This is a genomic window from Mucilaginibacter sp. P1_A3 (assembly GCF_056406855.1).
In genome coordinates, this window is record NZ_JBFTZJ010000022.1 from 1 (window position 1) to 24,480 (window position 24,480).

Genomic DNA, 24,480 nt, shown 5'->3' on the forward strand with positions numbered 1-24,480 from the left:
GCTTAGCGGGCAACAGATCCAGTTCCAACAGATCCAGTTCATTACCTGACTGCTTAAAACGGTTATAATACTTTAAAAAACTTCTCGGATCGGTATCATGAGCTGAATAGAAATCTTTGGCAAACCTAAAAACAGTATGTTCACCACGCTTTACCTGTTCATATTCACCGATTAAAAAACGGTATTTGCTCAGGTAATTTCGCTTTAAGGTAAGATCGTTGTTTATGTTCCGCATAACGTTTAGCTTTATTAGTTAAAGCTAATTCTGTTACCGAATTATCTGACCTTTACAATTGCGAGGTACGAAGCAATCCCCGCCTTACAGAGTAGCTTTGCAAATCGGATCTGTAGAGTTCGGGATTGCTTCGTACCTCGCAATGACGACCTGTTTTTTATTTTTAGACAGACCCTTAGTAAAGATGCTTGGATCTGCACATCTATAATCTGCACATTTGAAATCTAAATATATTTGCTAATATTTTTAGGATTTTGTATGTTCGTGTCATAAAGGGATTGCAGCTAAACTGCATATCTTCACATCTAAACTATGTCCTTACTTCATAAAACCGCTTTATCATTTGTTAAAAATTTGGGTCCGGTGGCGGCTAAATCGTTAATGGCTTATTTGGGGAGTGCGGAGGAAATTTTCAGATCTTCGCCTGCCAAAATGATAGCGATACCGGGCATTGGGGAAAAGAGGATTGCTCAGTGGAATTTTGAAGAAGCCTTAAGGCAAGCCGAAAAAGAGTTGACTTTTGTAGATAAACAAGGGATTGAGGTGATATTTTATACTGATGCCCGATATCCCAAACGTTTAAAAAATTGTGCCGATTCGCCCATACTGCTATATGCTAAAGGGAAAATGGAACTAAACCAACCTCAGGTGATAAGCATAGTGGGTACCCGTAGCGCTACAGATTATGGTCGCCAATTATGTCGCCAGCTTATAGAGGAACTGCAACAATACAACGTTTTAATAGTAAGTGGCCTTGCTTTGGGCATTGATGTAACCGCTCATAAAGAATGTTTACGACTAAATGTGCCTACGGTAGGGGTGTTGGGGCATGGGCTGGATAGATTATACCCCAGCCAAAACCGGGCAACAGCTGATAAAATGTTAGAAAACGGGGGTTTACTTACCGAATATCCGTCTGGAACAGTGCCAGATAGGGAGAATTTTCCGCAACGTAATCGTATTGTAGCCGGCATGGCTGACGCTACTGTAGTAATTGAGGCCAGTTTAAAAGGGGGCGCATTGATAACTGCCGAAATTGCCAATTCTTATAACAGGGATGTATTTGCATTCCCCGGCAGGCTGGATGACGTTTATTCTGAAGGTTGTAACTTCCTCATCCGCAACAACAAAGCTGCTTTGCTCACCTGCGTGGCCGATCTGGCTTTCAGTCTTGGCTGGGAAAAGGCTGATAATGCCAAACCTGTTGAACAGTTTATGTTGCCATTAGATTTATCAACGGATGAACGCTTTATTTTTGATATTTTACAAGAAAACAAAACGCCTTTAGCTATAGACGAGCTTACTATAAAAGCCAATATGCCTATGAGTATGCTTGCCATGAACTTGCTTAATATGGAGATGCAGGGCTACATCAGGTCGTTACCTGGGAAGACTTATAAGGTGAGTTAATTGCGGGTTGTGTTGCGTGTTTCGTGTTACGAGGTTCGTGTTGGGTGTTGGATTGCGAAAATGTGGAAAATATGTTTGCCCAAAAAATCTTAACTTGATCTCTACAGCCCGCCACAGATCATCCTTTGGGTGAATCAAAAAAGCTTAAATGTCCGTCTTCTTCGCTGATGGATTGCCAGTCTTCGTTATCCAAAGTGATGAGTGCAACCGCACATGTAGGCATATCGCGAATTTGGCCGGTGAGGTAGTATAAAGCCTGGCTAATGCCTGGGTTATGGCCCACAATTCCGATAAAATCGTATTTATTTGGCAGGTCATTAATCACTTTTATCCATCCTTGTTCGCCGGCTTCATATATTTTTTTGTCGGTATCTACTTTGGGTAGTTGCAGATGTTTGGCGAAAATTTTAGCGGTTGTAAGCGTACGCAATGCCGGACTGCTGATAATGATTTGAGGAATAATAGATTGCCCTTTTATAACTGAAGCCATTAATTCAGCATCATCTTTGCCTGATTGTTTTAGTGGGCGTTCAAAATCTACGTAACTGCTTTCGTGGGTTGCTTTTGCGTGGCGAATTAAGAGTAATTTTTTCATAACCGAGATAAAAGAGATACTTTATATTCTTTTTAAAATTAAGTTTATAATGATGTTTTTGTTTCTTTATCTCAACAAAAAGTTAGAAAATAAATCCCGCCGAAGCGCCAAAAACATGAGTTTTAAATTTGTTGCCCAAGGCATCGGGTGCAATATTCGATAGCCCGAGGTCGTAGTTTAAATTAAAAAGCAAGCCGCCTTTTAATTTTATTCCCGCAATTGCGCCAGCTCCATATTCGTCAGACCGGATATCGCCATCATCGCCAAACGTAATTTTATTATTTGATGTAACCATGGTATGCATGCCATTATTGTTGTTATCGGCTGATGATTTCTTTTTTCCATACACGCCCATACCCACAAAGGGACCGGCGCCAATATAAAAATCACCTACGATAACAGGAACGTGATAAACCATATTCACAGGCACCTGTATATAATATAAATTATATTTGGTGTTTACCTCGCTTGTGGATCCATTAGGAAACGTACCGGTGGGGCCATAAAATGTGCCTCCTTTACCGGTAAAGTTAATAGCGGGTTGCAGCGAAAAGTGCCCGAGTTTTACATCTGCAAAAACGCCGACATTAAACGATGTTACTGACCCCGAATGAGCATAAACATTTGAACCTGAGATCATATTTGAAGGGGTGCCGGATGTACTCATTGTTGCAAAATTTATTCCCCCTTTTACACCTAAACCCGGTAATTGTGCAAAAGATACTATTGGAGAGATAGTTAAAAGCAACAGGAGCAATAGTTTTGTCATTGAACTAAGGTTAGGGAATTGGTAAAACAAATGTAAGCAATTTTAATAGCCAGAAATCCCTACCTGTTTGCAAATTCAATAATTCCACCTTCTGGCATATCATTCATGCATTTAAAATGCCCGAGCGGGCATTTCTCTAACCCGAATTTTGAGCATGGCCGGCAATCAAGCTCAATACCTGCAACCAGCACATCTTTAACCATATAAGGTTGTACACCCAATAATTCAGGTACCGTGCCTCCCCAAATTGAAACAATGGGTTTATTAAAAGCTTCGGCAATGTGGGTAAGGCCTGTATCAAAACCTATAATACTTTCGGCCTTTGAAACCAGGAAAACAGATTCATCAAGCGAGGTTTTACCGCAGGCATTGTAAACAGATGTGCCAACTGCGTCCGCAATTACATCGCCATTAGCTTTAACATCACCACCGCCTAACAATATAATAGGGAGTTTTAGTTTACTGCATATGCTGATAATCTTTTCATTTGGCATCCGTTTGGTAAAATGTGTTGCCCCAATGATAAAGGCGATATACCGGTTTTGGTGTGATGCAGGGAGCAGCTTATCAAGCTGATGTTCGGCTTTAATGTAGTAATCAATAGGCTTTCCATCGTTTACAATACCTAAAGATTTTGTGGCTTCAAGGTACCGGTCAACTAAATGAGTAGGGGCAATCAGTTTTAATTTGAATTTTAAACTAAGCCACTTTTTTATGGGTTGCTTTTTATAAGTGCTTGATTTTATGCCTGTACGTAGTTTAATAAGCGTGGTGCGCAGGTTGTTATGCAAATCAACTATATGATCATATTGCTCTGCCTTTATCTCGTTAATAGTATCAGTGAGTGAAGGTTTTAGCAGCAGCAGCTTATCTACATAAGGGTTGTTATCATAGATATATTTAAAGGCAGGCTTGGTTAAAAAGTGAACTTCGGCATTTGGGATCTGTTTTTTGAGACAGCGAACAACGGGGGTAGTATAAATAATATCGCCCATCGAGCTAAAACGGATCACCAGTATCTTCATGTTGTTGTGCTATCAGGTAATTTGGTTCCTGATTTTATTAATTATAGATGTTGAGGAATAGCCCTCCACAAAATTAATGGTTTTTACCTCGCCTCCATTAGCTATTACTTCTTTTGCACCTACTATGTTTTCAACGGAGTAATCCGCACCTTTCACCAAATAGTCGGGTAGTAAAGTGCTGATCACATTCAGTGGGGTATCCTCCTCAAATACAACAATAGCATCCACAAAAAATAGGGCAGCTAATATAGCCGCACGGCTATTCTGGTCATTAACCGGCCTGTTTTCGCCCTTGATGCGCCTTACCGAGCTATCGGCATTTAAGCCGATAACCAGCTTGTCGCCAAGTTCGGCCGCTTTTGCCAGGTAAGTGATATGACCAATATGCAAAAGATCGAAAACACCATTGGTAAAAACTACTTTCTTACCCTCAATTGTCCAGTTTTTCATCTTCGCCTTCAATGAAGGCAAATCGCTGATTTTATCGGTGATTGTTTTTTCGAGGTCGATTCTCATTGAAATTTTTTGTAGCGATGCCTATTTGCGTCTCTCGTTTTGGTATGTTTTATAAGCGGTTTTTAATCAAAAAGATCATCAACTGCCTGGCACATAATATGACCTATGAGTATATGCATTTCCTGGATGCGGGCTGTTGCATTCGATGGAACTACAATATTAAGATCGCACAAGCCATTCATTTTACCGCCATCCCTGCCCGAAAGGCCTAATGTTTTACAGCCCAGTTTGGTTGCGGTTTCAAATGCGTTCAAAATGCCCTGGCTATTGCCACTTGTCGAGATCCCGATAAACAGATCGCCCGGCCGGGCAAATGCCTCCACCTGGCGCGAAAACACTCTATCGTAATGGTAATCATTTGCAATAGCTGTAAGTGCCGAGGTATCAACCGTTAAAGCAATACCGGGAAGAGCTTGTCTTTCTTTCACAAATCTGCCTGTTAATTCGGCTGCAAGGTGCTGGGCATCTGCCGCGCTGCCCCCATTACCCGCAAACAAAACTTTATTGCCGCTTTTTAAGGTAGTGGTCATCATTTCGCATGCCGTTTCAATATCGCCGGTAAGCTGGTCAATTACCAGCTGTATAGTATTTTGATGATCTTTAAGTTCGTCTAAAACCATTTTATAGTTCTAAGTTTCTTGTTATAAGTAGTGATTACGTTTTGCTGCCCGGCTTTTCCTTCACCCTAAAGCTAAACCTTTTATCACTAACCTATTTGCATGTCTTTTATTATCTCGTCAACAGTAGTGGTAGCGCTACCAACTTGCCTTATAACTATGGCTGCAGCATGGTTGGCCAGGTCGCAGGCCTCTTCAATGCTTAGCCCGCAAGCTATAAAATAAGCCATCGTTGCCAGTACTGTATCGCCGGCACCTGTTACATCAAATACTTCGGTGGCTTTTACAGGTAATAGCTTGTGGGTTAACTCGCTTAGTATCACCATGCCTTCTTCGGATAAGGTAACTACTATATACTCCGTACCGGTTTGCTCAAATATAACCTTCGCGGCTTGTTGTAAACTTTCCAGCGAATTAATCTTTTCGGTTTTAGCAGCCTCGGCCAGTTCTTTACGGTTTGGTTTAATGATGAAAGCGCCTTTATACTTTTCGTAGTTTAACCCCTTAGGGTCAATTACTACTTTTTTACCGTGTTTATTAGCTTCGATGATAACCTTTTGGGTTAACGACGGCGAAAACAAACCTTTATTATAATCGGATAATACCACCATATCCGCCTGCGCAATGTAGGCGGCTAATTTATCAATCAGTTCATCTTCAATAGCTAAAGAAACAGGATCGGTTACCTCCCTATCCACTCTTACCAACTGGTGACTGCCTGCCAAAACCCTGGTTTTAACAGTGGTTGGGCGACTGCTATCTTTAATTATGGTATGCGTTTCTACACCTTCTTCTGTTAATATATCTATTACCTGTAATGCAGAAGCATCATCGCCAATAACGCCGGCAACGGTAACCTTTGCACCCAATGACACCAGATTTTGTACCACATTACCAGCACCTCCCAGGGTATAAGTTTCCTTTTTAACGTTTACAATAGGCACCGGCGCCTCGGGCGAAAGGCGGGTGGCGCCACCTATTATATAGTGGTCTATCATCAAATCTCCTATTACCAGTATGGTAGGTTTGGTATTTAATGATTGTATGGCGCGTATTTTATCTATCATTCTTTTTAGTTCGATGTGGGCTATAATTTTTAATCCCTTATTTTATTTTACTGCCGACCTTTTCTTTTCAAATACCTTTGTTATTTCTGGCAGTGATAACGCATTTAGGCACATTTCCTTATTTAAGCCACCTTTACGGGCGGCCAAAACACCATAATGCATATCGAGATGTCCTTCCAAACGATGTGCGTCTGGATTTATTGACAGCCAAACGCCCTTATCCAAAGCGTACTGGTGCCAGCGCCAGTCAAGATCAAGTCTTAATGGGTTGGCGTTAATCTCGATGATTACATTGTTTGCCGCACAGGCGTCAATAACTTTTTTATAATTGATAGGGTAACCGCCACGGCTCAACAATAGCCTGCCGGTAGGGTGGCCCAATATAGTAGTGTATGGATTTTCGATAGCAGTGATCAGCCTTGACGTAGCCTTAGCTTCATCCATTTTAAGTATTGAATGTACAGACGCAACAATGAAATCAAATTTTTTCAATATCTCATCAGGATAATCCAGTGAACCATCATATAATATATCCGATTCTATACCTTTAAAAATATGAAAGCCATCAAGCTTTTTATTGAGGCTGTCAATTTCCTCCTGTTGTTGCAGTACCCGTTCAATACTTAAACCCTTGGCATAAAAGGCACTCTTGCTATGATCACACATGCCCAGGTATTCCAGTTTCAGGTTATCGCGGCAGTAAAGGGCCATTTCTTCAACGGTGTTTACACCATCGCTCCAGGTACTGTGGTTATGTAAACTGCCTTTCAAATCATGTGTGATGATAAGGGTTGGCAATTCATTCTTTTCGGCTTTTTCAATAAACGTGGTACCCTCACGCAGTTCGGGCTGCATCCAGGTTAAACCGGCTTGGGTATAAATAAGTTCCTCAGTTTCCGGTTCTTCTATTGGTTCTGTAATACGGGCGAGTACAGCCTGCACATGTTCATCATTGCCTGTATTTATAAATAATTCCTTATAGTATTCGCCGTTTGATGTGCAGATAATATCAACCAACAGACCATTGCCCAATTCTCCTGAAATGTGGTTTTCATTTTGAGCTACATTTTTCAGGATGTTTGATTGCAGAAAAGTATTGTAGGCAATCTCCGGGTCAATGCTGCCTATCACAACTACTATCTCGGTAATGATGTCATTCGATCTGCGAAATTCACCTGCGAAATGTTTCAAGGCGCTTGGGAATACCGCTTTTATTTCATCCATCAGTTCATTGGCTTCTTTCTCAACCTGGGCAAACAGGAATTTACCATTGCTGGCCATCCTGAACTCGATAGCTTTGCGGATCTCTTCCTGCGTTTTTAACCCGAAGCCTTTGGCCTCTATCAGTCGGTTTTCGTTACAGGCATAAAAAAGCTCACCGGTGTTTTCAATCCCTAATTCCTTCCATATAATGGCCACCTTTTTTGGGCCAATACCCTTGATGCCCATCATTTCTACCACTCCATCTGGGGTGTTGGCCAGCAGTTCGTCCATCTCGGCGATAGTGCCTGTATCAAAAAGTTCAATGATTTTAGCGGCGATACTTTTGCCAATGCCATCCACTTTTTCCAGTTCCTGCAGTGTTTTGCCGGCGATAGGGAAGGGGAGTTTATCAACCTTAAAAGCTGCATTAGCTATTGACTTAATTTTAAAGGGATTAACCTCATGCAGTTCCATGAGTTGCGATAGTAAGCGAAGCGTGCGGGCTATGGGTTTGTTTTCCATTATAAAATTGAAGCTGTAAAAATACAAAAAGCCATTGTAAAGACAGTGCAGTAGAAGGGTTTGTTTTGTGGTGTGTTGATTAAATTAACGAATGTTTCTAAATCTAATTGAGAGAAATCAGGGGGAGCGATTTTTGATTAAAATACGCATAGTTGTTAAGTTGAAAAATTGGCGCGTTTTTATACCTAACTTTAGATTAATATCCTTCAGGGAAAATACACTCATCAAGGTAGGTTAAACTTAACATTATGCCCGATTACATCCAGCTCCTTTACAGCATAGAGGTTCATGCTGTAGAAGATATTCAACGGTATTTTCGCGATGGCGGCAGCCCGAATGAGGTTCATGACGGTATTCCTCTTTTTACCACCATGGTGGAGATGTATTACCGCAGCCCCGAATTTAAAGATTGCGTCAGGGCTTTTATTGATGCGGGCTTGGTATATCCTGATCAGTCTTTGTTGGCTGTATTGGCCCATGATGCCGAAAAGTTAAACGCCTACATCAGCGATGATCCTGCAATTGTTTCCAAAACATATACCTTATATAATAATACTTATACCCCGTTAACCGGTGGAACGCTCATGCATTTTTGTGCAGAATATAACAGCCTGGACTGTGCTCAAATCCTTTTACAGCATGGAGCGGATGTAAACGCAAAAGCTGCTGTTGACGAATATGGATTTGGAGGGCATACACCTATATTTCACACTGTAAATCAAAATGGTAATAGTTCCATCGATATGCTTCATTTCCTGTTGCAAAATGGAGCCGAGCTGTTAATCACCGTTAAAGGCCTTATCTGGGGTAAGGGTTACGAATGGGAAACGTTTATCCCGGCTGTTAACCCAATAAGTTATGCCATGATGGGTTCATTACCCCAAATGCACCGGAAAGAGAAAACGGTAATGGAGGTTGTATCCTTATTAATAAAACACGCTTTTGGAATTGATTATGTGTCTAAGAATGTGCCGAACGCTTATTTGAAAGGGTGATTTATGATTGCTGAGATGTATTAGTGATATAGGTATCCTTAAAATATAAAAGCCATCTATCCTTGCCTACCGCACAACTCAAATAAAAAAGTGATGAATTTAAAGCATGTTTTTGGCTCTGTGCCTTTGCAGAGTCGGGATTATTTTTGAGGAAATCAATATTATTCTTTTAAATAAATCAGTGGCGTAGCCACGGCTAATATTGTAACAACTGATTTTAATCAGTTGAAATAAAAACAGCATACAAAAAGAACCATAGGTTCGGCCCATATGCTCAGCTGGTTAATTGTTACTTAGCATATATAATCAATGTGGGGATTCTTTTAAAAGCAAGATGCGCCGTGCCTATGGCACTCATTTTTATTTGGTTTAACATCAACGGATTAAAATCCGTTGCTACAAAATGTTCGAGCCAATGGCTCTATAAAGAAAATGATAATTAGCCTAAAATAAAAAAGCCATCCATCAGGACGGCTCTTTTATCAAAATATAAATAAAACTTACTTGATCACAATATCATAAGGCAATCTTGCCTGCGGAATCCGCATCATTTGGGTGATGCCTTTTATTTGTTCGTAAACCCGGTAGCTGTCGCCCAGTTCCGATTTCATCATTTTGGTTTTCATTTGGCTGGTTACGTCGCCATCCAGTTGCTTAAAGAAACTTTTTTGTTCGGGATAGCTAACCAGGTTATAATTTGTAAGCTTGGCTTTTTTTGCTGCTGACGCAACAGCATCGTTGATATTGCCTAAGCGGTCAACCAAACCTAATTTTACGGCTTGGGAACCTGTGTATACACGGCCCTGGCCAATGCTATTAATGTAGGCCTGTGTTTTACCACGCCCGGCGGCTACAGCTTTGGTGAAATCATCGTAACCATGGTTAACGTTGTTTTGCAAAATGGCTCTTTCTTCTGTACTTAGCGGGCGGCTGATATCGCCCAGATCGGCATATTTGCCGGTTTTTACTCCATCAAAAGTAACACCTAACTTATCATTAAACAGCTTTTGCATGTTGGGCAATATGGCAAAAATGCCTATTGATCCTGTTATCGTATTCGGTTCGGCAATAATGGAATCTGCAGCACAGCTAATATAATATCCACCCGATGCAGCATAATCGCCCATAGAAACAATGATGGGTTTTACCTTTTTGGTCATTGCAACCTCGCGCCAGATTACATCAGATGCAAGCGAACTACCTCCCGGTGAGTTTACACGGAGTACAACGGCCTTTACCTTATTATCTAACCGTACTTTGCGGATTGCCTTCGAAATTCTTTCAGATCCTATGCTGTTATCGTCGCCTTCGCCACCGTTAATCTCGCCGTTGGCGTAAACAATAGCAATGCGGTTATTTGATGAGCCGTCATCATCACCTTTATCGTCAGCTTTGCTTTTGGTGTATTCGTCAAGATCAACGCTTGCAAGGTTGCTTTTTAAACCGGTACCTGTACGGCGTTTCAACTCATCCAAAATTTCATCCTTGTATTTCAAGCCGTCAATAAGCTTTAATTTTAAAGCATCCTCGGGAAATTGTACACGGCCACTATTGGCATAGTTAAACAACGAGTCTTTATTAATACCCCGGCTTTTGCTGATGCCTGTTAAAAAATGATCATACAGGGAGCCTAAGTAAGAGGTAACCTGCAAGCGATTAGGATCGCTCATTTTGGTAAGGATTAAAGGTTCAACTGCACTTTTGTACGTTCCAACCTTAATGATCTGTGCTTCGATGCCCAGTTTATCAAGTGCGCCTTTTAAAAATGTTATCTGTTGACTAAAGCCGGTAAATTCAAACATACCCCGCGGATTCATGTATACCTTATCGGCAACAGATGCCAGGTAATAAAATCCTTGTGTATAAATTTCGGAGTAGGCTACCACAAACTTACCCGATTTTTTAAAGTTGATCAGCGCATTGCGAATCTCTTCGGTAGTAGCCTGGCCGGATGTCATATAGCTTTCGTCAAGAAAAATGCCTTTGATGTTAGAATCATTTTTGGCTTTTTTGATATTGGCTAAAATATCGTTTAAGCCGATCGACTTCTCGCTGTTCAATCCTAAAAAGCTTAGTCCGGCTAAAGGGTTATTGGGTGTACGTTCTGTAATAGGAGTAGTAAATGCCATGTGCAATACTGAATTTGATTCAACATCTACAGTTTTTTCACCACTTGCGGCTACCACCAAACCTACAACTACAAAAGCCAGAATCACTGTCACTAAAAATACCCCGAACATGGTGGCCAGAACGAATTTGAAGAATTGTTTCATTAATGCTATAAATCTTTTTAACTATGCAAACTTAGTAATTCAATACCGTATAATCTTAAGAGCCTGATCTATAATATTTGTTACAACATGATTGACGTTTTTTTACTTTTAGGCAGCAACCTTGGCGATAGAAAACTATTTCTGCAGCAGGCAATTGCGCATATTGAGGAAGGTATTGCGCCCATTGTGCAGGCATCGGGAGTTTATGAAACACAATCATGGGGTAAAACAGATGCGCCCGATTATTTAAACCAGGTGCTGCTTTTAAAAACAGATATGCCTGCGCAAATGGTGTTGGAGAAAATTTTAAGTATTGAACTTTTGCTGGGCCGGAGGCGGGAGGAAAAATGGGGCTCACGAACTATAGATATAGATATTTTATTTTATGGCGATGCTGTTATTGATGAACCGGATTTAAAAGTTCCGCATCCCGAGATGCATAAACGGCGCTTCACTTTGGAGCCATTTGCACAGATTGCTCCAGATTTTATACATCCGTTAATAAAAAAAAATATTTTGCAACTAAAAAGCGAACTTAAAGACGACTTGATCGTAAAAAAAGTATAATTTTGATTATTCATACATCTTTTATATGTCAGATATTTCACCCGAGCAAGATTTTGATCTTTCCTTTCTATATGAAATTGCCGATGGCAGTGATGAATTTATTGTTGAATCAATAGGTATGTTCCTGGAGCAGACCCCACTGTTACTTGGTAATATCAGCACCGCACTTGATTCTGGCGATTGGGCAGAAGCGGGTAAGGTATCGCACAAGCTAAAGCCCAACCTTGGTTTCTTTGGTATGCCTATAAGCCAGGCCACCATACAGGAAGTTGAGATAGCCTGTAAATCAGGAGGACAAAACCCGGGCGAGATATTAGCTAAATTTAACCAGGTAAAGGCAACGGTTAATGCCAACCTGATTACGCTTAAGCAAATTAAGGAAGAAAAAGAAGCAAGCCTTTAATTAGGCAAAAGGATAAAGGCGAATGGTAAAGGGTTTTTACCGGGTGCCGAGAAGACAAAGGGCGCTTGATAATTTTATCAAGCGCCCTTTTAATATTATAAGAGTTATTAAGCTATATGGTTTTCAAAACCTTTTGCCTTTGACCTTTCTGCCTTAAGCTACCTCTACTACTTTAAAAGTATAGCTTTCCATAATCAGGTTAGCAAGCAGGTTTTTACAAGCTTCATCAACTTTGCTATGGGCGATTTCAGCGTTGTCGGCTTCAATTTCAAGCGTGATGTGTTTGCCTATACGTACATTTTGTATTTCGGCTAAACCAAGATTTTTCATGCTTCCGGTTACTGCTTTTCCTTGAGGATCAAGTATTTCTTTTTTGGGCATTACGTCAATTTCAGCCTGGAACTTTGTCATTTGTGATTTTTGTTTGAATTAAAGATAAAGTGATGTAAATAAATATAACCACCGGAACTGCGACAAATTTAAAAAATAGAATCAGTATTGCCGAAAACAAGAGCAGTAAATAACGGAAAATGTTTTTATTGAAATCGCGGTTTTTGAATTTGAGCGACATGAGCGGCAATTCAGAAACCAACAGGGTACACATGATTATAATAAGACCTGTTAAAATGTATGGGTTTAAGATGTAGCGGGCCAAAACCTCATACTGCTCAATAATTAAAGGTAACGAAGCAATAAATATAGCATTGGCCGGTGTTGGCAAGCCAATAAAACTATCCGATTGGCGGGTGTCATTATTAAATTTTGCCAGTCTTAACGCCGAGAAAACAGTTATAGAAAAGGCGAGGTAGCACAAATAAGTGCTTACATGATTAATTTGCGGAGCTTTTAAAAACAACTCATATAGTATAGCCGAAGGTAAAAAACCAAAGCTGACCATATCAGCCAGCGAATCAAGATCCTTGCCTATAAACGAGTAGGAGTTAAGCACACGGGATGCAAAGCCATCAAAAAAATCAAAAATTGCTGCTAAAAAAATTGCATAGGATGCAATTAGCAAATTACCCTGAAAGGCAAACACTATCCCTATACAACCGCTAAATAAGTTTGCACAGGTTATTGTATTAGGAAGATGTTTTCTAACTCGTCTCTTCATTTGTGTTACGAAGTTATCAGGATTTTATTAAGTAATAATGAAGTTACAAATAATATTTACATTAAATATAACTTCATTATCGCAAAAATATTACGAATTCATAGAAATCAGGAATTCTTCGTTGGTTTTTGTACCCCTGATCTGAGCTTGTAGAAACTCCATTGACTCCTGTGAGTTCATGTCTGCCAGGTGGTTACGTAAAATCCAGATGCGTTGTAGCGTATCGCGATCAAGCAACAGGTCATCACGACGGGTACTTGATGCAGTGATATCGATAGCAGGGAAGATACGTTTGTTTGATAATTTACGATCAAGCTGTAATTCCATGTTACCGGTTCCTTTAAACTCTTCAAAGATAACTTCGTCCATTTTTGAACCGGTTTCTGTTAAAGCTGTAGCAATAATGGTTAATGAACCACCATCTTCAATATTACGGGCTGCACCAAAAAAACGTTTTGGTTTGTGCAATGCGTTGGCATCAACACCACCCGATAATATCTTACCTGAAGCAGGTGCTACCGTGTTATAGGCACGGGCAAGGCGGGTTATTGAATCCAAAAGGATCACCACGTCATGACCACACTCTACCATACGTTTAGCTTTTTCTAAAACAATATTGGCAATTTTTACGTGGCGCTCAGCTGGCTCATCAAAGGTTGATGATACTACTTCTGCACGCACGCTGCGGGCCATATCGGTTACCTCTTCGGGGCGTTCGTCTATCAGTAATATAATAAGGTATACTTCGGGGTGGTTGCGGGCAATAGCATTGGCCACATCCTTTAATAACATGGTTTTACCTGTTTTAGGCTGTGCCACAATTAACCCACGCTGACCTTTACCAATAGGCGAGAACAAATCCATGATACGGGTTGAATAATTACCGGCATCGGTAAACAGGCTCAGTTTCTCGGATGGGAAAAGCGGTGTTAAGTGATCGAAAGGAACGCGGTCACGAACTTCGGCAGGGATACGGCCGTTAATGGCTTCAACACGTACCAAAGGAAAATATTTTTCGCCTTCTTTAGGCGGACGGATGCTACCGCGAACAGTATCACCGGTTTTTAAGCCGAATAATTTTATTTGTGATTGTGATACATAAATATCATCCGGTGAAGTAAGGTAATTATAGTCTGATGATCTTAAGAAACCGTAACCATCTGGCATAATTTCCAATACGCCTTCGTTTACAATAACATTATCAAAATCAAGGTTGATAGGTGGCTCCTGTGCTTTTTGCTGATTAGGGTTGCCATTGGCGCGCCTGTCAAATTTTTGCGGCGGACGAACATCTGCTGATGGCGTCTCCACTTTAGGAGCTGTTTCACCGGGTTGGTTATCAGCGGCTTCGCTGGCAACCGGCTCGGGTGCTGGTATATCATTCTGAGCGTCTTCGTTATTCTGTTGGTCTTCTTCTTCCTGATCAAACAGGTTGGTATCATCCAAAGGAACTTCAACGCGGGGCTGAGTTTTAGGTTTTAATACACGGGTACGTTTACGTGCTTTTTCACTGGCTGCCTCGGCTGCCGGTTCTGCAGTAATAGGTGCATAATTTTGTTCAACAATGTTTTGTTGTGCCCTTGCGGCCTCAATTAACTGTTGTTGTTCAACAATACGGGTAATTAGGGAAGCCTTGCGTAGTTCGTCGGCCTCAGTAATACCTAAATTTTTTGCAATATCGCGCAACTCAGAAACGAGTTTGTCGTTCAATTCGATTTTATCAGACATGATATGAATTATAGTTCAAAAGGGATTTTTAATATTGTAATTAGTTTTCAAACGGTAATAAGGTTTTCAATGTGCATTTAAATTTTTGTATACACAGCGGCCTTATTGTAAATAATTGATCTTGAAACATTGATTAAATAAACATCTAAACCCAGTCAAAGTATTAATGAATAAATATCGTGGGGTTTTAAATTGTTTCTTTAGTGCAAGAAAAATTCAAAGGAAAACGATGCAATTGTAAACAATTATTTTTTAATTTCAAATTAATTAAATAAATATCTGATCCATTACAATGTTTAAGCTAAATTTTTAGTTTTTTTGACAATCAGAATATTTAAACACCCCGTCAGATGGTATCCCGCGAGCAGCTAATTGATCAGATAAAGCAAAAGAAATCCTTTTTATGTGTAGGTCTTGATACAGATATTGATAAAATTCCAGAGTTTTTAAAAGAGTATCCGGATCCTATACTGGAATTCAACAAACGTATTATTGATGCTACTAAGGATCTGTGCGTATCCTACAAACCTAACGCGGCGTTTTACGAGGCACGTGGTATTAAAGGCTTGCAAAGCCTTATTGATACCTGGAAATACCTGCCTGCCGATACCTTAAATATAATAGATGCCAAAAGGGGCGATATCGGTAATACTTCCGATAAATACGCCAAAGCTTTTTTTGATGAAAATGCATCCGGGATGAGCTTTGATGCCATTACTATTACACCTTATATGGGTAATGATAGCGTAACTCCTTACCTGGCCTATGAGGGTAAATGGATCATTATATTAGCGCTTACGTCATCAGTGGGCAGTAAAGATTTTCAATACCTGCAAACCGGCGATGGTTATTTGTACGAAACCGTGATTCAAAAAGCCAATACCTGGGCGGGTGCCGATAGGATCATGTACGTGGTAGGAGCTACAAAAAGCACCGAGTTTACCAATATTCGCAAGTATGCCCCGGATAATTTCCTGCTGGTACCCGGGGTAGGCGCACAAGGGGGAAGCCTTGAGGAAGTGTGTAAATATGGTATCACCAAAGATTGCGGCCTTATAGTTAACGCGTCGCGCTCCATTATTTACGCCAGTAACGGTAAAGATTTTGCCGAAGCCGCGCGTGCCGAAGCCCAAAGTATGCAGCAACAAATGCAGGCGGAGTTGGAGAAGGCGGGAGTAATATAATTTGATGAGCAGTTAATTAAATTAAGTATTGAAATTGATTGCCATAAGTTAACTTTCTGGTAAAAAGGCGGGTACCGGTAACTCCATGTTATCCGAGGGTTTATTTACACCTTTATTGAAATTTATTTTTGAAAGTACGGTTTCCAGAGCCGGGAGGGTGTTGTTGAGGCTTTTTGTTTTGATCAGGAAATTCCATACAGGTTCAAACTTTTTCCATCCTCCCGAATAAAATAAATGTTTTAATTTATGCAGATTGGATTCATGCTGCATACTGGCCTTGAATATATTAGTCCACTTGTAAAATTCTTTGTAGGCCCACCAGTAGCCGTCTTCCAGTTCCTGAGCGCTTAGGTTGATGGTTTGGTAAACAACTTTGCGCGTACCATAAAGGTCCCAGTTTTTGGTGAGTATTCTTCCCTGGCGTTCCATACTTTTAAAAAGCTCGGTACCTGGGTATGGCGTTAAAACATGATAGGTTGATGTAGTAATGGAGTGTTTCACGCCCCAGTCAACTGTTCTTTTAAAAACATCTTTGTCATCATCGTCCAGGCCAAAAACAAAACTTCCGTTTATCATTATTCCCAAATCATGCAGCCTGTTTACAGCCTTTACATAGTCTTTTTCAAGGTTTTGCTTTTTGTTACTTTGTTTTAGATTTTGGGGCGAAAACGTTTCGAATCCTACAAATAAACTTCGCAGGCCTGCTTCTGCAGCTTTTTCTATCAGGTTGCCTCTTAGTATAGAATCAACAGTTGCTGCTCCCTGGAAAACACGGTTCATACCTTTCATCCCATCAAAAAGAGCACCCGAGAATTTAGCATTACCTAACAGATGGTCATCCAAAAAATACAGGTGCCTGCCGGGGAGTCTGTCAATTTCTGCCAGGGCATCATCTACTTCCTGTGTGTAGAAAGTACGGCCTCCCTCAAAAAATGCATCCTTATAACAAAAGCTGCAATGATGGGGGCAGCCCCTTGTTACCACAATGGAATTAGGCACAAGGTAAAGGTGTCTCTTGATGAGGTCGCGGCGGATGGGCGGAACCTTTTCGAGCGTGCGGATAGTGGAATTGTAAACTTTTTGAGGGCGATGGTTCTTAAAATCCAATAAAAACTGCGGAAAAGTGTCTTCTCCAGGCCCTGTAAAAATACTATCAGCATGCGGGGCGGCCTCCATAGGTAAGGATGTAACGTGCAAGCCCCCTAAAATTACATAGGCACCCTTGGCCCGGTAATGATCGGCAATTTTATAGGCGCGGTAGGCATTGGTTATATACACCTGGATAACTACCAGGTCGGGGTTATCATCCAGGTTGAGTTTTTCAACGTGCTGATCCTGCAGGTCTATTTCATCATCGGGCGAAAGATAAGCCGCAAGGGTTGCCAAACCCAGGGGAGGGAACAATGAATATTTTATTGGCCGCCAAAATGGGCTCTCTGCTTCTGTTAAGGCCGGTAATATCAATTTAACTTTCATTGTTTATTTTTTTTAAAAGTACTTTGAATAACAAAGTAAATAATTAAATTTTATCTTTCCAAATAATTAAGTGAATGGTTAATCAGACGGAAAATAGTTTGTGAGAATTGAACTATGTGAATCCGGTTTATCTTTTGTAATATTTCCGGCATCGGGGTTTAATTCCTGCAGATTCTGCTACTAATTGTTAAATTACAGACTTTATTTATTGTATTCATCTATGAAAAGAACCATACTTTCCATTATTGCATTTACTGTTTCTTTTTATGCATTGGCCCAAGAGGTAAAGACCCGGTTAAAGCCTGCAGATATCAGCCGCATACCTACGGTAAGTGATCCGCAGCTTTCGCCGGATGGTAAATGGGTGGCCTATACCGTATCTGAAGTTGATACAGCAAAAGATAAACGTGTAGCGCACCTGTGGATGCAAAGCTGGGATGGTAAAGAATCTATTGAACTAACACACGGAGGCGAAGCTGCTTCATCGCCAAAGTGGTCGCCGGATGGAAAATATTTATCGTTTCTTTCATCGCGCGACTCAAAGAATGGATCGCAGATTTGGCTAATCGACCGCAGGGGTGGGGAGGGTGTTAAACTCACAGATATTAAAGGCGACCTGGGCGATTATGAATGGTCGCCAGATAGTAAAAAATTGGTAATTGTAATTGGCGATCCTGCAAATAAGGGTAAGGAAGAACCCAAAACACCCAAGCCGATAGTGCTTGATCGTTTCCATTTTAAGCAGGATGTGGAAGGTTACCTGCAGCATCTGCACCAGCATTTATACCTGCTTGATATGGTCACCAAAAAACTGGATACACTTACAAAGGGTGATAAGGACGAGGAATCACCGGTATGGTCGCCTGACAGCAAAACAATTGCCTTTGTAAGTAATCGCAGTACCGATCCGGATAGAAATGAGAACAGCGATATTTTTACAATAGATGCGCGGCCTAATGCCAGTATATTGCAGGTAACTACCTGGAAAGGACCCGACAGAAATCCTCAATGGAGCCCGGATGGTAAGCTGATCTCCTACCTGCGCTCAACCAGCGATGCTGATTATATGATGTATGATCAGAATGTGTTGTGCACTATGGATATTGTGGGTTCAAACAAAAAGGTATTGACCCAGCAACTCGACCGCCCGGTTGCTAACCAGGTTTGGGCTAAGGATAGTAAAAGCATTTCATTTTTAGTTGTGGACGACCGGGAGCGTTATGTAGCCAGCGTAAACGTAAACAATGGAAAAATATCGACCGTAAATAAAGGTGAATATGGCATTACCGATATTGGTACAAATGCCATTGGTAACTGGGTAGTACAAAAAAGCGACCCCTATACGCCAGCCGAATTATTTGCTTTGGAAGGCGGTAAATTACGCCGGCTTACATTTCATCAGCAGGCATGGTTAAATACGGTTAATCTTGCTCATGTAGAAGGCTTTGAGTCAACAAGTGTTGATGGTACAGAAGTTTCTGGTATTATATTAACTCCCGATAGCAATGCGAAAAAGCTACCGCTGATATTATTTATTCATGGCGGCCCTGTTGGCCAGGACGAATTTACTTTTGATGCCACGAGGCAGGTATTAGCTGGTGCAGGATACGCGGTGGCTGCTGTAAATTACCGCGGCAGTAATGGTCGTGGGCTGGATTATTGTAAAGCTATTTATGCAGATTGGGGTAATAAGGAAGTTAAAGATCTGCTGGGCGCGGTTGATAAATTGGAGAAGCTGGGCATAGCTGATCCCGATCATTTGGGCATAGGCGGTTGGAGCTACGGCGGTATCCTTACCAATTACACCATTGCATCAGATACCCGTTTCAAGGCTGCTGCCAGTGGCGCAGGTAGCGCATTACAGTTGTCGGTTTATGGCAGCGATCAATATGTACTGCAATATGAAAGTGAATTGGGCGTGCCATGGAAAAACGCAGATAAATGGATCCAGTTATCGTACCCGTTCTTTCATGCCGATAAAATAAAAACACCGGTACTTTATATGTCCGGGTTGAAGGATTTCAACGTGCCAACCATCGGCAGCGAACAAATGTATCAGGCCCTAAAATCGCAGGGGATACCAACGGAATTAATACTTTATCCAAACTCCTTTCACGGTATCAGCAAGCCGAGCTACCAGGTTGATAGGTTGCAAAGGTATGTGGTATGGTTTGATAAATATTTGAAGAAGTAGTAATCAGCCTGGAAAAGGGAATTCACAATAACTCAATTGATTTAGTTCGTCATGAATAAATTTATATATATCGTTTTTGCTGTATTGGTTTTTACAAACCTTTCAGCCCAAACCACTAAACGCCCCTTGAAACCATCCGATATCAATAACATCCCCACACTATCTGATCCGCAGTTATCGCCGGATGGCAAATGGCTGGCTTATAGTTTGTCAGAGGTGGATACAGCCAAGGATAGTCGGATATCGCACCTGTGGATGCAGAGTTTTGATGGCAAGCAATCCATCCAGGTTACCTATGGCGACGAAGCGGCTTCTTCGCCTAAATGGACGCCGGACGGTAAATTCCTTTCCTTCTTATCTGAGCGGGATTCCAAAAACGGGGGCCAGGTTTGGCTGATGGACCGAAGGGGAGGCGAAGGACATAAACTAACAGATATAAAAAAAGGAGACTTGGAAGATTATGCGTGGTCGCCTGATAGTAAGAAACTGGTGCTGGTAATTAAAGATCCCGAAAATGCTGGTAAGGAGCCCAAAACCATTCCTCCTATAAAGATAGATCGATACCGCTTTAAACAGGATATTAATGGCTACCTGCAGCATTTGCACACGCATTTGTACCTGTATAGTATTGATACAAAGAAATTGGATACATTAACAACGGGCGATAGGGATGATGAGTCGCCGGTATGGAGTCCGGATGGTAAAGCAATTGCGTTTGTGAGTAACCATACTGCGGATCCCGACAGGAACGAAAACCTGGATATTTTTACGGTGGAGGCTAAGGACGATGGTGAGATAAAACAGCTTACCACATTTACCGGACATGATATTGCCCCGCTCTGGAGCCCGGATGGTAAACACATCGCTTATTTGCGATCAACCAGTGATGCAAATTATTACATTTACCAGCACGATGTTTTATGTATCATGGATGCCGACGGTAAAAACAACAAAATACTTACCGAAGCACTTGACCGCCCGGTAAGTAACCACGCCTGGAGCCGCGACAGCAAGAACATCGTTTACCTGGTAAGCAATGATCGTATTCGCTATGTTGCTCAATATAACCTGCTCCTCCGCAAATCAACAACGGTTTATAAAGGTGCCGAGTGCAGTTTTGAAAGTTTGATAGGGCATTCGCCCGGTGTGTGGATAGCCAAAATGACCACTCCTTATATGCCGCATGAACTGGTAGCTATTGAGAATGGCAAGATTCGTCGGCTTACTTTTCACCAGGATAAGTGGTTAAATACCATTAAGCTTGCGCACGTAAAAGGTTTTCAGTCTTTTAGTAGTGATGGTACGCTGGTATCGGGCATATTATATACACCGGATAGCATGGTAAACAAAAAGTTGCCTTTTATCCTGTACATACACGGCGGCCCTACAGATCAGGACGAATTTGAGTTTGATATGATCAGGCAAACGTTGGCCTCGGCAGGTTATGCGGTTGCAGCGGTTAATTATCGCGGCAGTACCGGGCGAGGGCTTGAGTATACCAAAGCCATTTATGCCGATTGGGGTAATAAAGAAGTACAGGATCTGTTGGGAGCGGTTGACGAACTGGTGAAAACAGGCATTGCCGATAAAGATCATCTGGGCATAGGTGGCTGGAGCTACGGCGGTATCCTTACCGATTATACCATAGCAACGGATAGCCGTTTTAAAGCAGCATCAAGCGGGGCGGGCAGCGCGTTGCAACTGGCCATTTATGGCAGCGATCAATGGGTAATACAATATGATAATGAGTTGGGTTTCCCATGGAAAAACCCCGAGAAGTATATCAAGCTATCGTACCCGTTTTTTCATGTAGATAAGATAAAAACGCCTACACAGTTTATGTCGGGCTTAAAAGATTTTAACGTACCCACAGGCGGCGGCGAGCAAATGTACCAGGCGCTGAAATCGCAGGGGGTGCCTACGCAGATGGTACTTTACCCGGGGCAGTTTCATGGTATAACAGTGCCAAGTTACCAGGTTGATAGGCTGCAGCGTTATATAGAGTGGTATGATAAGTATCTGAAGTAGCCGGCTTATGGGGTTCCAGCGGAATGCCCCTGAAATAAGAAAGCCACGCAGTATATAAACCAGCGTGGCTTTCCTATTTGAAGAGATAACTATATTGTTATTTTTCCTTCGATGGAATCATCGAGTGTTTGGCCGATGGCCGCGCCTGCTATCATTTTTACAAAGGCAATGGCATTGCCATGTTTATTATCCCAATAATAACCTTGGGTTGGCTCAACCTTAATTACAGAGATGCGCGGGTCACTTTCACCTTCGGTAAACCAAACTTTCAATAAGGGTTCCCAAAGCTCCTTTATCTTTTGTTTATCCTGGCTTACTTCTGCAATTCCATAAATATTCAGGAAATCTGAGTGTGCCGATCCCTGGAAAAGCAGGTGTACCATAGGGTCTTTCGCTATCTCGCCGTCCTTATGGCTATCATTAGCACTCAGGAACCAGAGGTTACCCTCTTCATCTACTGTTTGTACCGACATTGGCCGAATTGATACCGGCAGGCCCGTTTTTATATTGGTTAAAAAGAAGCAACTTTTGGCGCTGCCGACTAATTCTTTGATTTTGGCAATGGCTTCCCGTCCGCCGAGATCCTTATAATTATCTTCCGGCTGTTGTTGATTAATGCTATTCATTATTTAAAGTTTTTGTTGGTAAATGTTATAGCTTATAACCAATCAAAATCTTTATTGTGTTAATAAAATTAACTTTGGGGATAATTCAGAGAAAGTATTAAGTAGTTAGTATTAAGTATCAAGACGCTTGGGAGGTTAGTATGATTATTGTGAGCGTCTAATATAAAAACTCTTCAGGGCAGGAAGTTCTCTCTGCGCTTATGCAAACACCACCATCCTATCGGGGTACCGAGTAGCATAGCTGGATACAATATTCTTAATATAATCATTCCCAGGATAGGGGGTGAGGTGGTTTTTCAATTGCTGTATATTATCCGCATCAAAATAATGGGATATATAACCCATGCCGTAAAACTGGCCTTTCTCTACCAAAATGCAGCTATGCTCATCACCTGTACGGCCTTCATCGCGGATGGCGTAAGTGGGTAACGCGCGTTTTAGTTCATCAATGGCGTTGTTTACTTTAAGGTTATAATCATCAACGCTTTCAACTCCCTCGCAGGCGCATTCGCTTCCTGCAGCACCTGTACAAGGGTTATTGTTGGTTTGGATAAAGCAAAGTTTAGGGCATAATCCAAAGGTTTCTATAAGCTTGTTAAGCAGGTTGTAGCCATCCAACAATGAATTGCAGGTATAGATCACATCGCTGAATTTTCGGCGCTTGTCAACAGCTAAACGGATATAACCTCGCTGATCTTCAAAAGCATATAAACAATAAGCGTTTTCAAAGCGCTTTAATGACCGGTTGTATTTTGGCCACAGGCGTTTTATCTCAATGGCCTCCAGCACAAAAGCAATCAGCTCGGTGCCGCAAACCTGGTGGCTTACCTGGTAAATGTTGCGCAAAAACTCCTGTCGCTGTAAACCCGGGTTATTGCCGGTGAAATGGCTACTTACGCGTTTCTTTAGGTTTTTGGCTTTACCTACGTAAATAACTTTACCCTTTTGATCGTGAAAGTAATATACGCCCGGCGAAAACGGTAATGCTTCCACATCTTTTTTAGGCAAGTTTGCGGGTAATACCTGTTCCTTGGAGTTTTGTTTAAGGGCCTGTTTAATTTGCCCGTCGGTATCACTTTTCAATAGCAGTGTAAACAATTCCGAAGTGGCCTCGGCGTCTCCGGCTGCACGGTGGCGGCTTTCATTATCAATACCCAGGTGTTTGCATAATCGCCCTAAACTATAGGAGGGAAGTCCCGGCAGTATTTTTCGCCCGAGGCGTACCGTACATAGTTTATTACACTGCAAATCATACCCGGCAGCAGCTAAATGATAGCGTACAAAAGAATAATCGAAATTAACATTGTGAGCAACAAATATTTTGCCGTGGATAAGATGGTATACATCGGCAGCCACATCTTCAAAAGGTGGAGCATTTTGCACCATCTCATTGGTGATACCTGTTAAAGCGCTGATATAGATAGGGATTTCCCGGTGAGGGTTTACAAGGGTCTCAAACCGCTTGATAACCTTTTTGCCATCATGTATGCATATAGCAATTTCTGTGATGCCATTAGCGCTGGCATGCCCCCCGGTAGTCTCAATATCAACAATTGCATACATATTTCAAATGTAATACAAGTTTGCTAACTATTTTAGTGTTATTTAAATTTTTTAGGAGGAAAAAAGCTAGCTATGACGTGTTTGTTTCATACCAGGCAATCGGCTCTGTATGGTGGCAACGACTCACCCCGCCGGTCCGCCCTTCGCGGACGGCGACCCTCCTATGTTTGTTATCAAATGATAAATTAGATTAGCAGAATAAAAAGTGAAAGGAAATGAGAGCAGACGGCGACCCCAACAACCATAAGGTATGTTCAGAGAGAGAGACTACCTCATTTCCTTTTACCCTTTAGAGTTTGAACAGAATGTAAGGAATATTGCGTAGCGATATATCCAGGATATCCAACCAGGAGAGCAAACGAAGAAGGGT

22 protein-coding genes are annotated in these 24,480 nt (G+C 41.5%); 7 read left to right on the forward strand and 15 right to left on the reverse strand.

Annotated elements, in window-relative coordinates:
- Positions 1-235: hypothetical protein (locus AC1D0K_RS30095; RefSeq protein WP_477463147.1), on the reverse strand; the 235-nt coding region annotated here is incomplete at its 3' end.
- A 312-nt stretch (positions 236-547) separates the two neighbouring features.
- Here AC1D0K_RS30095 and dprA point away from each other — a divergent pair.
- Positions 548-1,645, forward strand: coding sequence for a DNA-processing protein DprA (dprA, locus tag AC1D0K_RS30100; RefSeq protein WP_477399166.1), 1,098 nt, complete (start codon positions 548-550; stop codon positions 1,643-1,645).
- A gap of 118 nt (positions 1,646-1,763) precedes the next feature.
- On the opposite strand, the gene AC1D0K_RS30105 is transcribed toward dprA, so the two are convergent.
- The 7 genes from AC1D0K_RS30105 to AC1D0K_RS30135 all read right to left on the reverse strand — a co-directional run bounded on the left by AC1D0K_RS30105 (position 1,764) and on the right by AC1D0K_RS30135 (position 7,959).
- On the reverse strand, positions 1,764-2,240 hold the full coding sequence (locus AC1D0K_RS30105) for a SixA phosphatase family protein (protein WP_295713127.1): 477 nt from the start codon (positions 2,238-2,240) through the stop codon (positions 1,764-1,766).
- A gap of 82 nt (positions 2,241-2,322) precedes the next feature.
- Positions 2,323-3,009 (reverse strand): porin family protein, encoded by a 687-nt coding sequence (locus AC1D0K_RS30110; protein WP_477399164.1) that lies wholly within the window; start codon positions 3,007-3,009, stop codon positions 2,323-2,325.
- A 59-nt stretch (positions 3,010-3,068) separates the two neighbouring features.
- A complete protein-coding gene (locus AC1D0K_RS30115) occupies positions 3,069-4,034 on the reverse strand; it encodes a glycosyltransferase family 9 protein (RefSeq protein WP_477399162.1) in 966 nt (321 codons plus the stop codon).
- Positions 4,035-4,046: 12 nt separating this feature from the next.
- Complete coding sequence (rfaE2, locus tag AC1D0K_RS30120; protein WP_477399160.1) at positions 4,047-4,550, reverse strand: D-glycero-beta-D-manno-heptose 1-phosphate adenylyltransferase; 504 nt, start codon at positions 4,548-4,550, stop codon at positions 4,047-4,049.
- Between the two features lie 62 nt (positions 4,551-4,612).
- Positions 4,613-5,170: a D-sedoheptulose 7-phosphate isomerase gene (gene gmhA / locus AC1D0K_RS30125; RefSeq protein WP_477431981.1), complete on the reverse strand. Its 558-nt coding sequence runs from the start codon at positions 5,168-5,170 to the stop codon at positions 4,613-4,615.
- Between the two features lie 86 nt (positions 5,171-5,256).
- The gene (gene rfaE1, locus AC1D0K_RS30130; RefSeq protein ID WP_477443464.1) at positions 5,257-6,234 is read right to left on the reverse strand and encodes a D-glycero-beta-D-manno-heptose-7-phosphate kinase; all 978 of its coding nucleotides are present in this window, start codon (positions 6,232-6,234) and stop codon (positions 5,257-5,259) included.
- 42 nt (positions 6,235-6,276) lie between these two features.
- Positions 6,277-7,959, reverse strand: coding sequence for a DNA polymerase/3'-5' exonuclease PolX (locus AC1D0K_RS30135; RefSeq protein ID WP_295713115.1), 1,683 nt, complete (start codon positions 7,957-7,959; stop codon positions 6,277-6,279).
- 248 nt (positions 7,960-8,207) lie between these two features.
- Here AC1D0K_RS30135 and AC1D0K_RS30140 point away from each other — a divergent pair, with 248 nt between their 5' ends.
- Entirely contained in the window at positions 8,208-8,954 is a 747-nt protein-coding gene (locus tag AC1D0K_RS30140; protein WP_477399172.1) for an ankyrin repeat domain-containing protein, read from the forward strand.
- Positions 8,955-9,454: 500 nt separating this feature from the next.
- On the opposite strand, the gene sppA is transcribed toward AC1D0K_RS30140, so the two are convergent.
- Positions 9,455-11,227, reverse strand: a complete 1,773-nt coding sequence (sppA, locus tag AC1D0K_RS30145) for a signal peptide peptidase SppA (RefSeq protein WP_477399174.1) — start codon at positions 11,225-11,227, stop codon at positions 9,455-9,457.
- An 87-nt stretch (positions 11,228-11,314) separates the two neighbouring features.
- Between sppA and folK the strand changes: the two genes are divergently transcribed.
- Both folK and AC1D0K_RS30155 read left to right on the forward strand, forming a co-directional pair.
- Positions 11,315-11,794 (forward strand): 2-amino-4-hydroxy-6-hydroxymethyldihydropteridine diphosphokinase, encoded by a 480-nt coding sequence (gene folK, locus AC1D0K_RS30150; RefSeq protein WP_477399176.1) that lies wholly within the window; start codon positions 11,315-11,317, stop codon positions 11,792-11,794.
- A gap of 25 nt (positions 11,795-11,819) precedes the next feature.
- On the forward strand, positions 11,820-12,197 hold the full coding sequence (locus tag AC1D0K_RS30155; RefSeq protein WP_477399178.1) for an Hpt domain-containing protein: 378 nt from the start codon (positions 11,820-11,822) through the stop codon (positions 12,195-12,197).
- 153 nt (positions 12,198-12,350) lie between these two features.
- Here AC1D0K_RS30155 and purS read toward each other — a convergent pair whose 3' ends face one another.
- The 3 genes from purS to rho all read right to left on the reverse strand — a co-directional run bounded on the left by purS (position 12,351) and on the right by rho (position 15,039).
- Entirely contained in the window at positions 12,351-12,608 is a 258-nt protein-coding gene (gene purS / locus AC1D0K_RS30160; RefSeq protein WP_477399180.1) for a phosphoribosylformylglycinamidine synthase subunit PurS, read from the reverse strand.
- On the reverse strand, positions 12,589-13,311 hold the full coding sequence (gene pssA / locus AC1D0K_RS30165; protein WP_295713103.1) for a CDP-diacylglycerol--serine O-phosphatidyltransferase: 723 nt from the start codon (positions 13,309-13,311) through the stop codon (positions 12,589-12,591). Before pssA ends, purS begins: the two co-directional genes overlap by 20 nt.
- A gap of 90 nt (positions 13,312-13,401) precedes the next feature.
- Positions 13,402-15,039, reverse strand: a complete 1,638-nt coding sequence (rho, locus tag AC1D0K_RS30170; protein WP_477399183.1) for a transcription termination factor Rho — start codon at positions 15,037-15,039, stop codon at positions 13,402-13,404.
- A 350-nt stretch (positions 15,040-15,389) separates the two neighbouring features.
- Here rho and pyrF point away from each other — a divergent pair, with 350 nt between their 5' ends.
- Positions 15,390-16,223, forward strand: a complete 834-nt coding sequence (gene pyrF, locus AC1D0K_RS30175; RefSeq protein ID WP_477399185.1) for an orotidine-5'-phosphate decarboxylase — start codon at positions 15,390-15,392, stop codon at positions 16,221-16,223.
- A 48-nt stretch (positions 16,224-16,271) separates the two neighbouring features.
- On the opposite strand, the gene AC1D0K_RS30180 is transcribed toward pyrF, so the two are convergent.
- On the reverse strand, positions 16,272-17,699 hold the full coding sequence (locus tag AC1D0K_RS30180; RefSeq protein ID WP_477443402.1) for a B12-binding domain-containing radical SAM protein: 1,428 nt from the start codon (positions 17,697-17,699) through the stop codon (positions 16,272-16,274).
- Positions 17,700-17,919: 220 nt separating this feature from the next.
- Here AC1D0K_RS30180 and AC1D0K_RS30185 point away from each other — a divergent pair, with 220 nt between their 5' ends.
- Together AC1D0K_RS30185 and AC1D0K_RS30190 are read left to right on the forward strand one after the other, a co-directional pair.
- On the forward strand, positions 17,920-19,893 hold the full coding sequence (locus AC1D0K_RS30185) for a prolyl oligopeptidase family serine peptidase (RefSeq protein ID WP_477399248.1): 1,974 nt from the start codon (positions 17,920-17,922) through the stop codon (positions 19,891-19,893).
- Between the two features lie 51 nt (positions 19,894-19,944).
- A complete protein-coding gene (locus tag AC1D0K_RS30190; RefSeq protein ID WP_477443404.1) occupies positions 19,945-21,921 on the forward strand; it encodes a S9 family peptidase in 1,977 nt (658 codons plus the stop codon).
- An 89-nt stretch (positions 21,922-22,010) separates the two neighbouring features.
- On the opposite strand, the gene AC1D0K_RS30195 is transcribed toward AC1D0K_RS30190, so the two are convergent.
- Entirely contained in the window at positions 22,011-22,547 is a 537-nt protein-coding gene (locus AC1D0K_RS30195) for a pyridoxamine 5'-phosphate oxidase family protein (protein WP_477399252.1), read from the reverse strand.
- Between the two features lie 198 nt (positions 22,548-22,745).
- A complete protein-coding gene (locus AC1D0K_RS30200) occupies positions 22,746-24,110 on the reverse strand; it encodes an exonuclease domain-containing protein (protein WP_477399254.1) in 1,365 nt (454 codons plus the stop codon).
- Positions 24,111-24,480 lie beyond the last annotated feature (370 nt).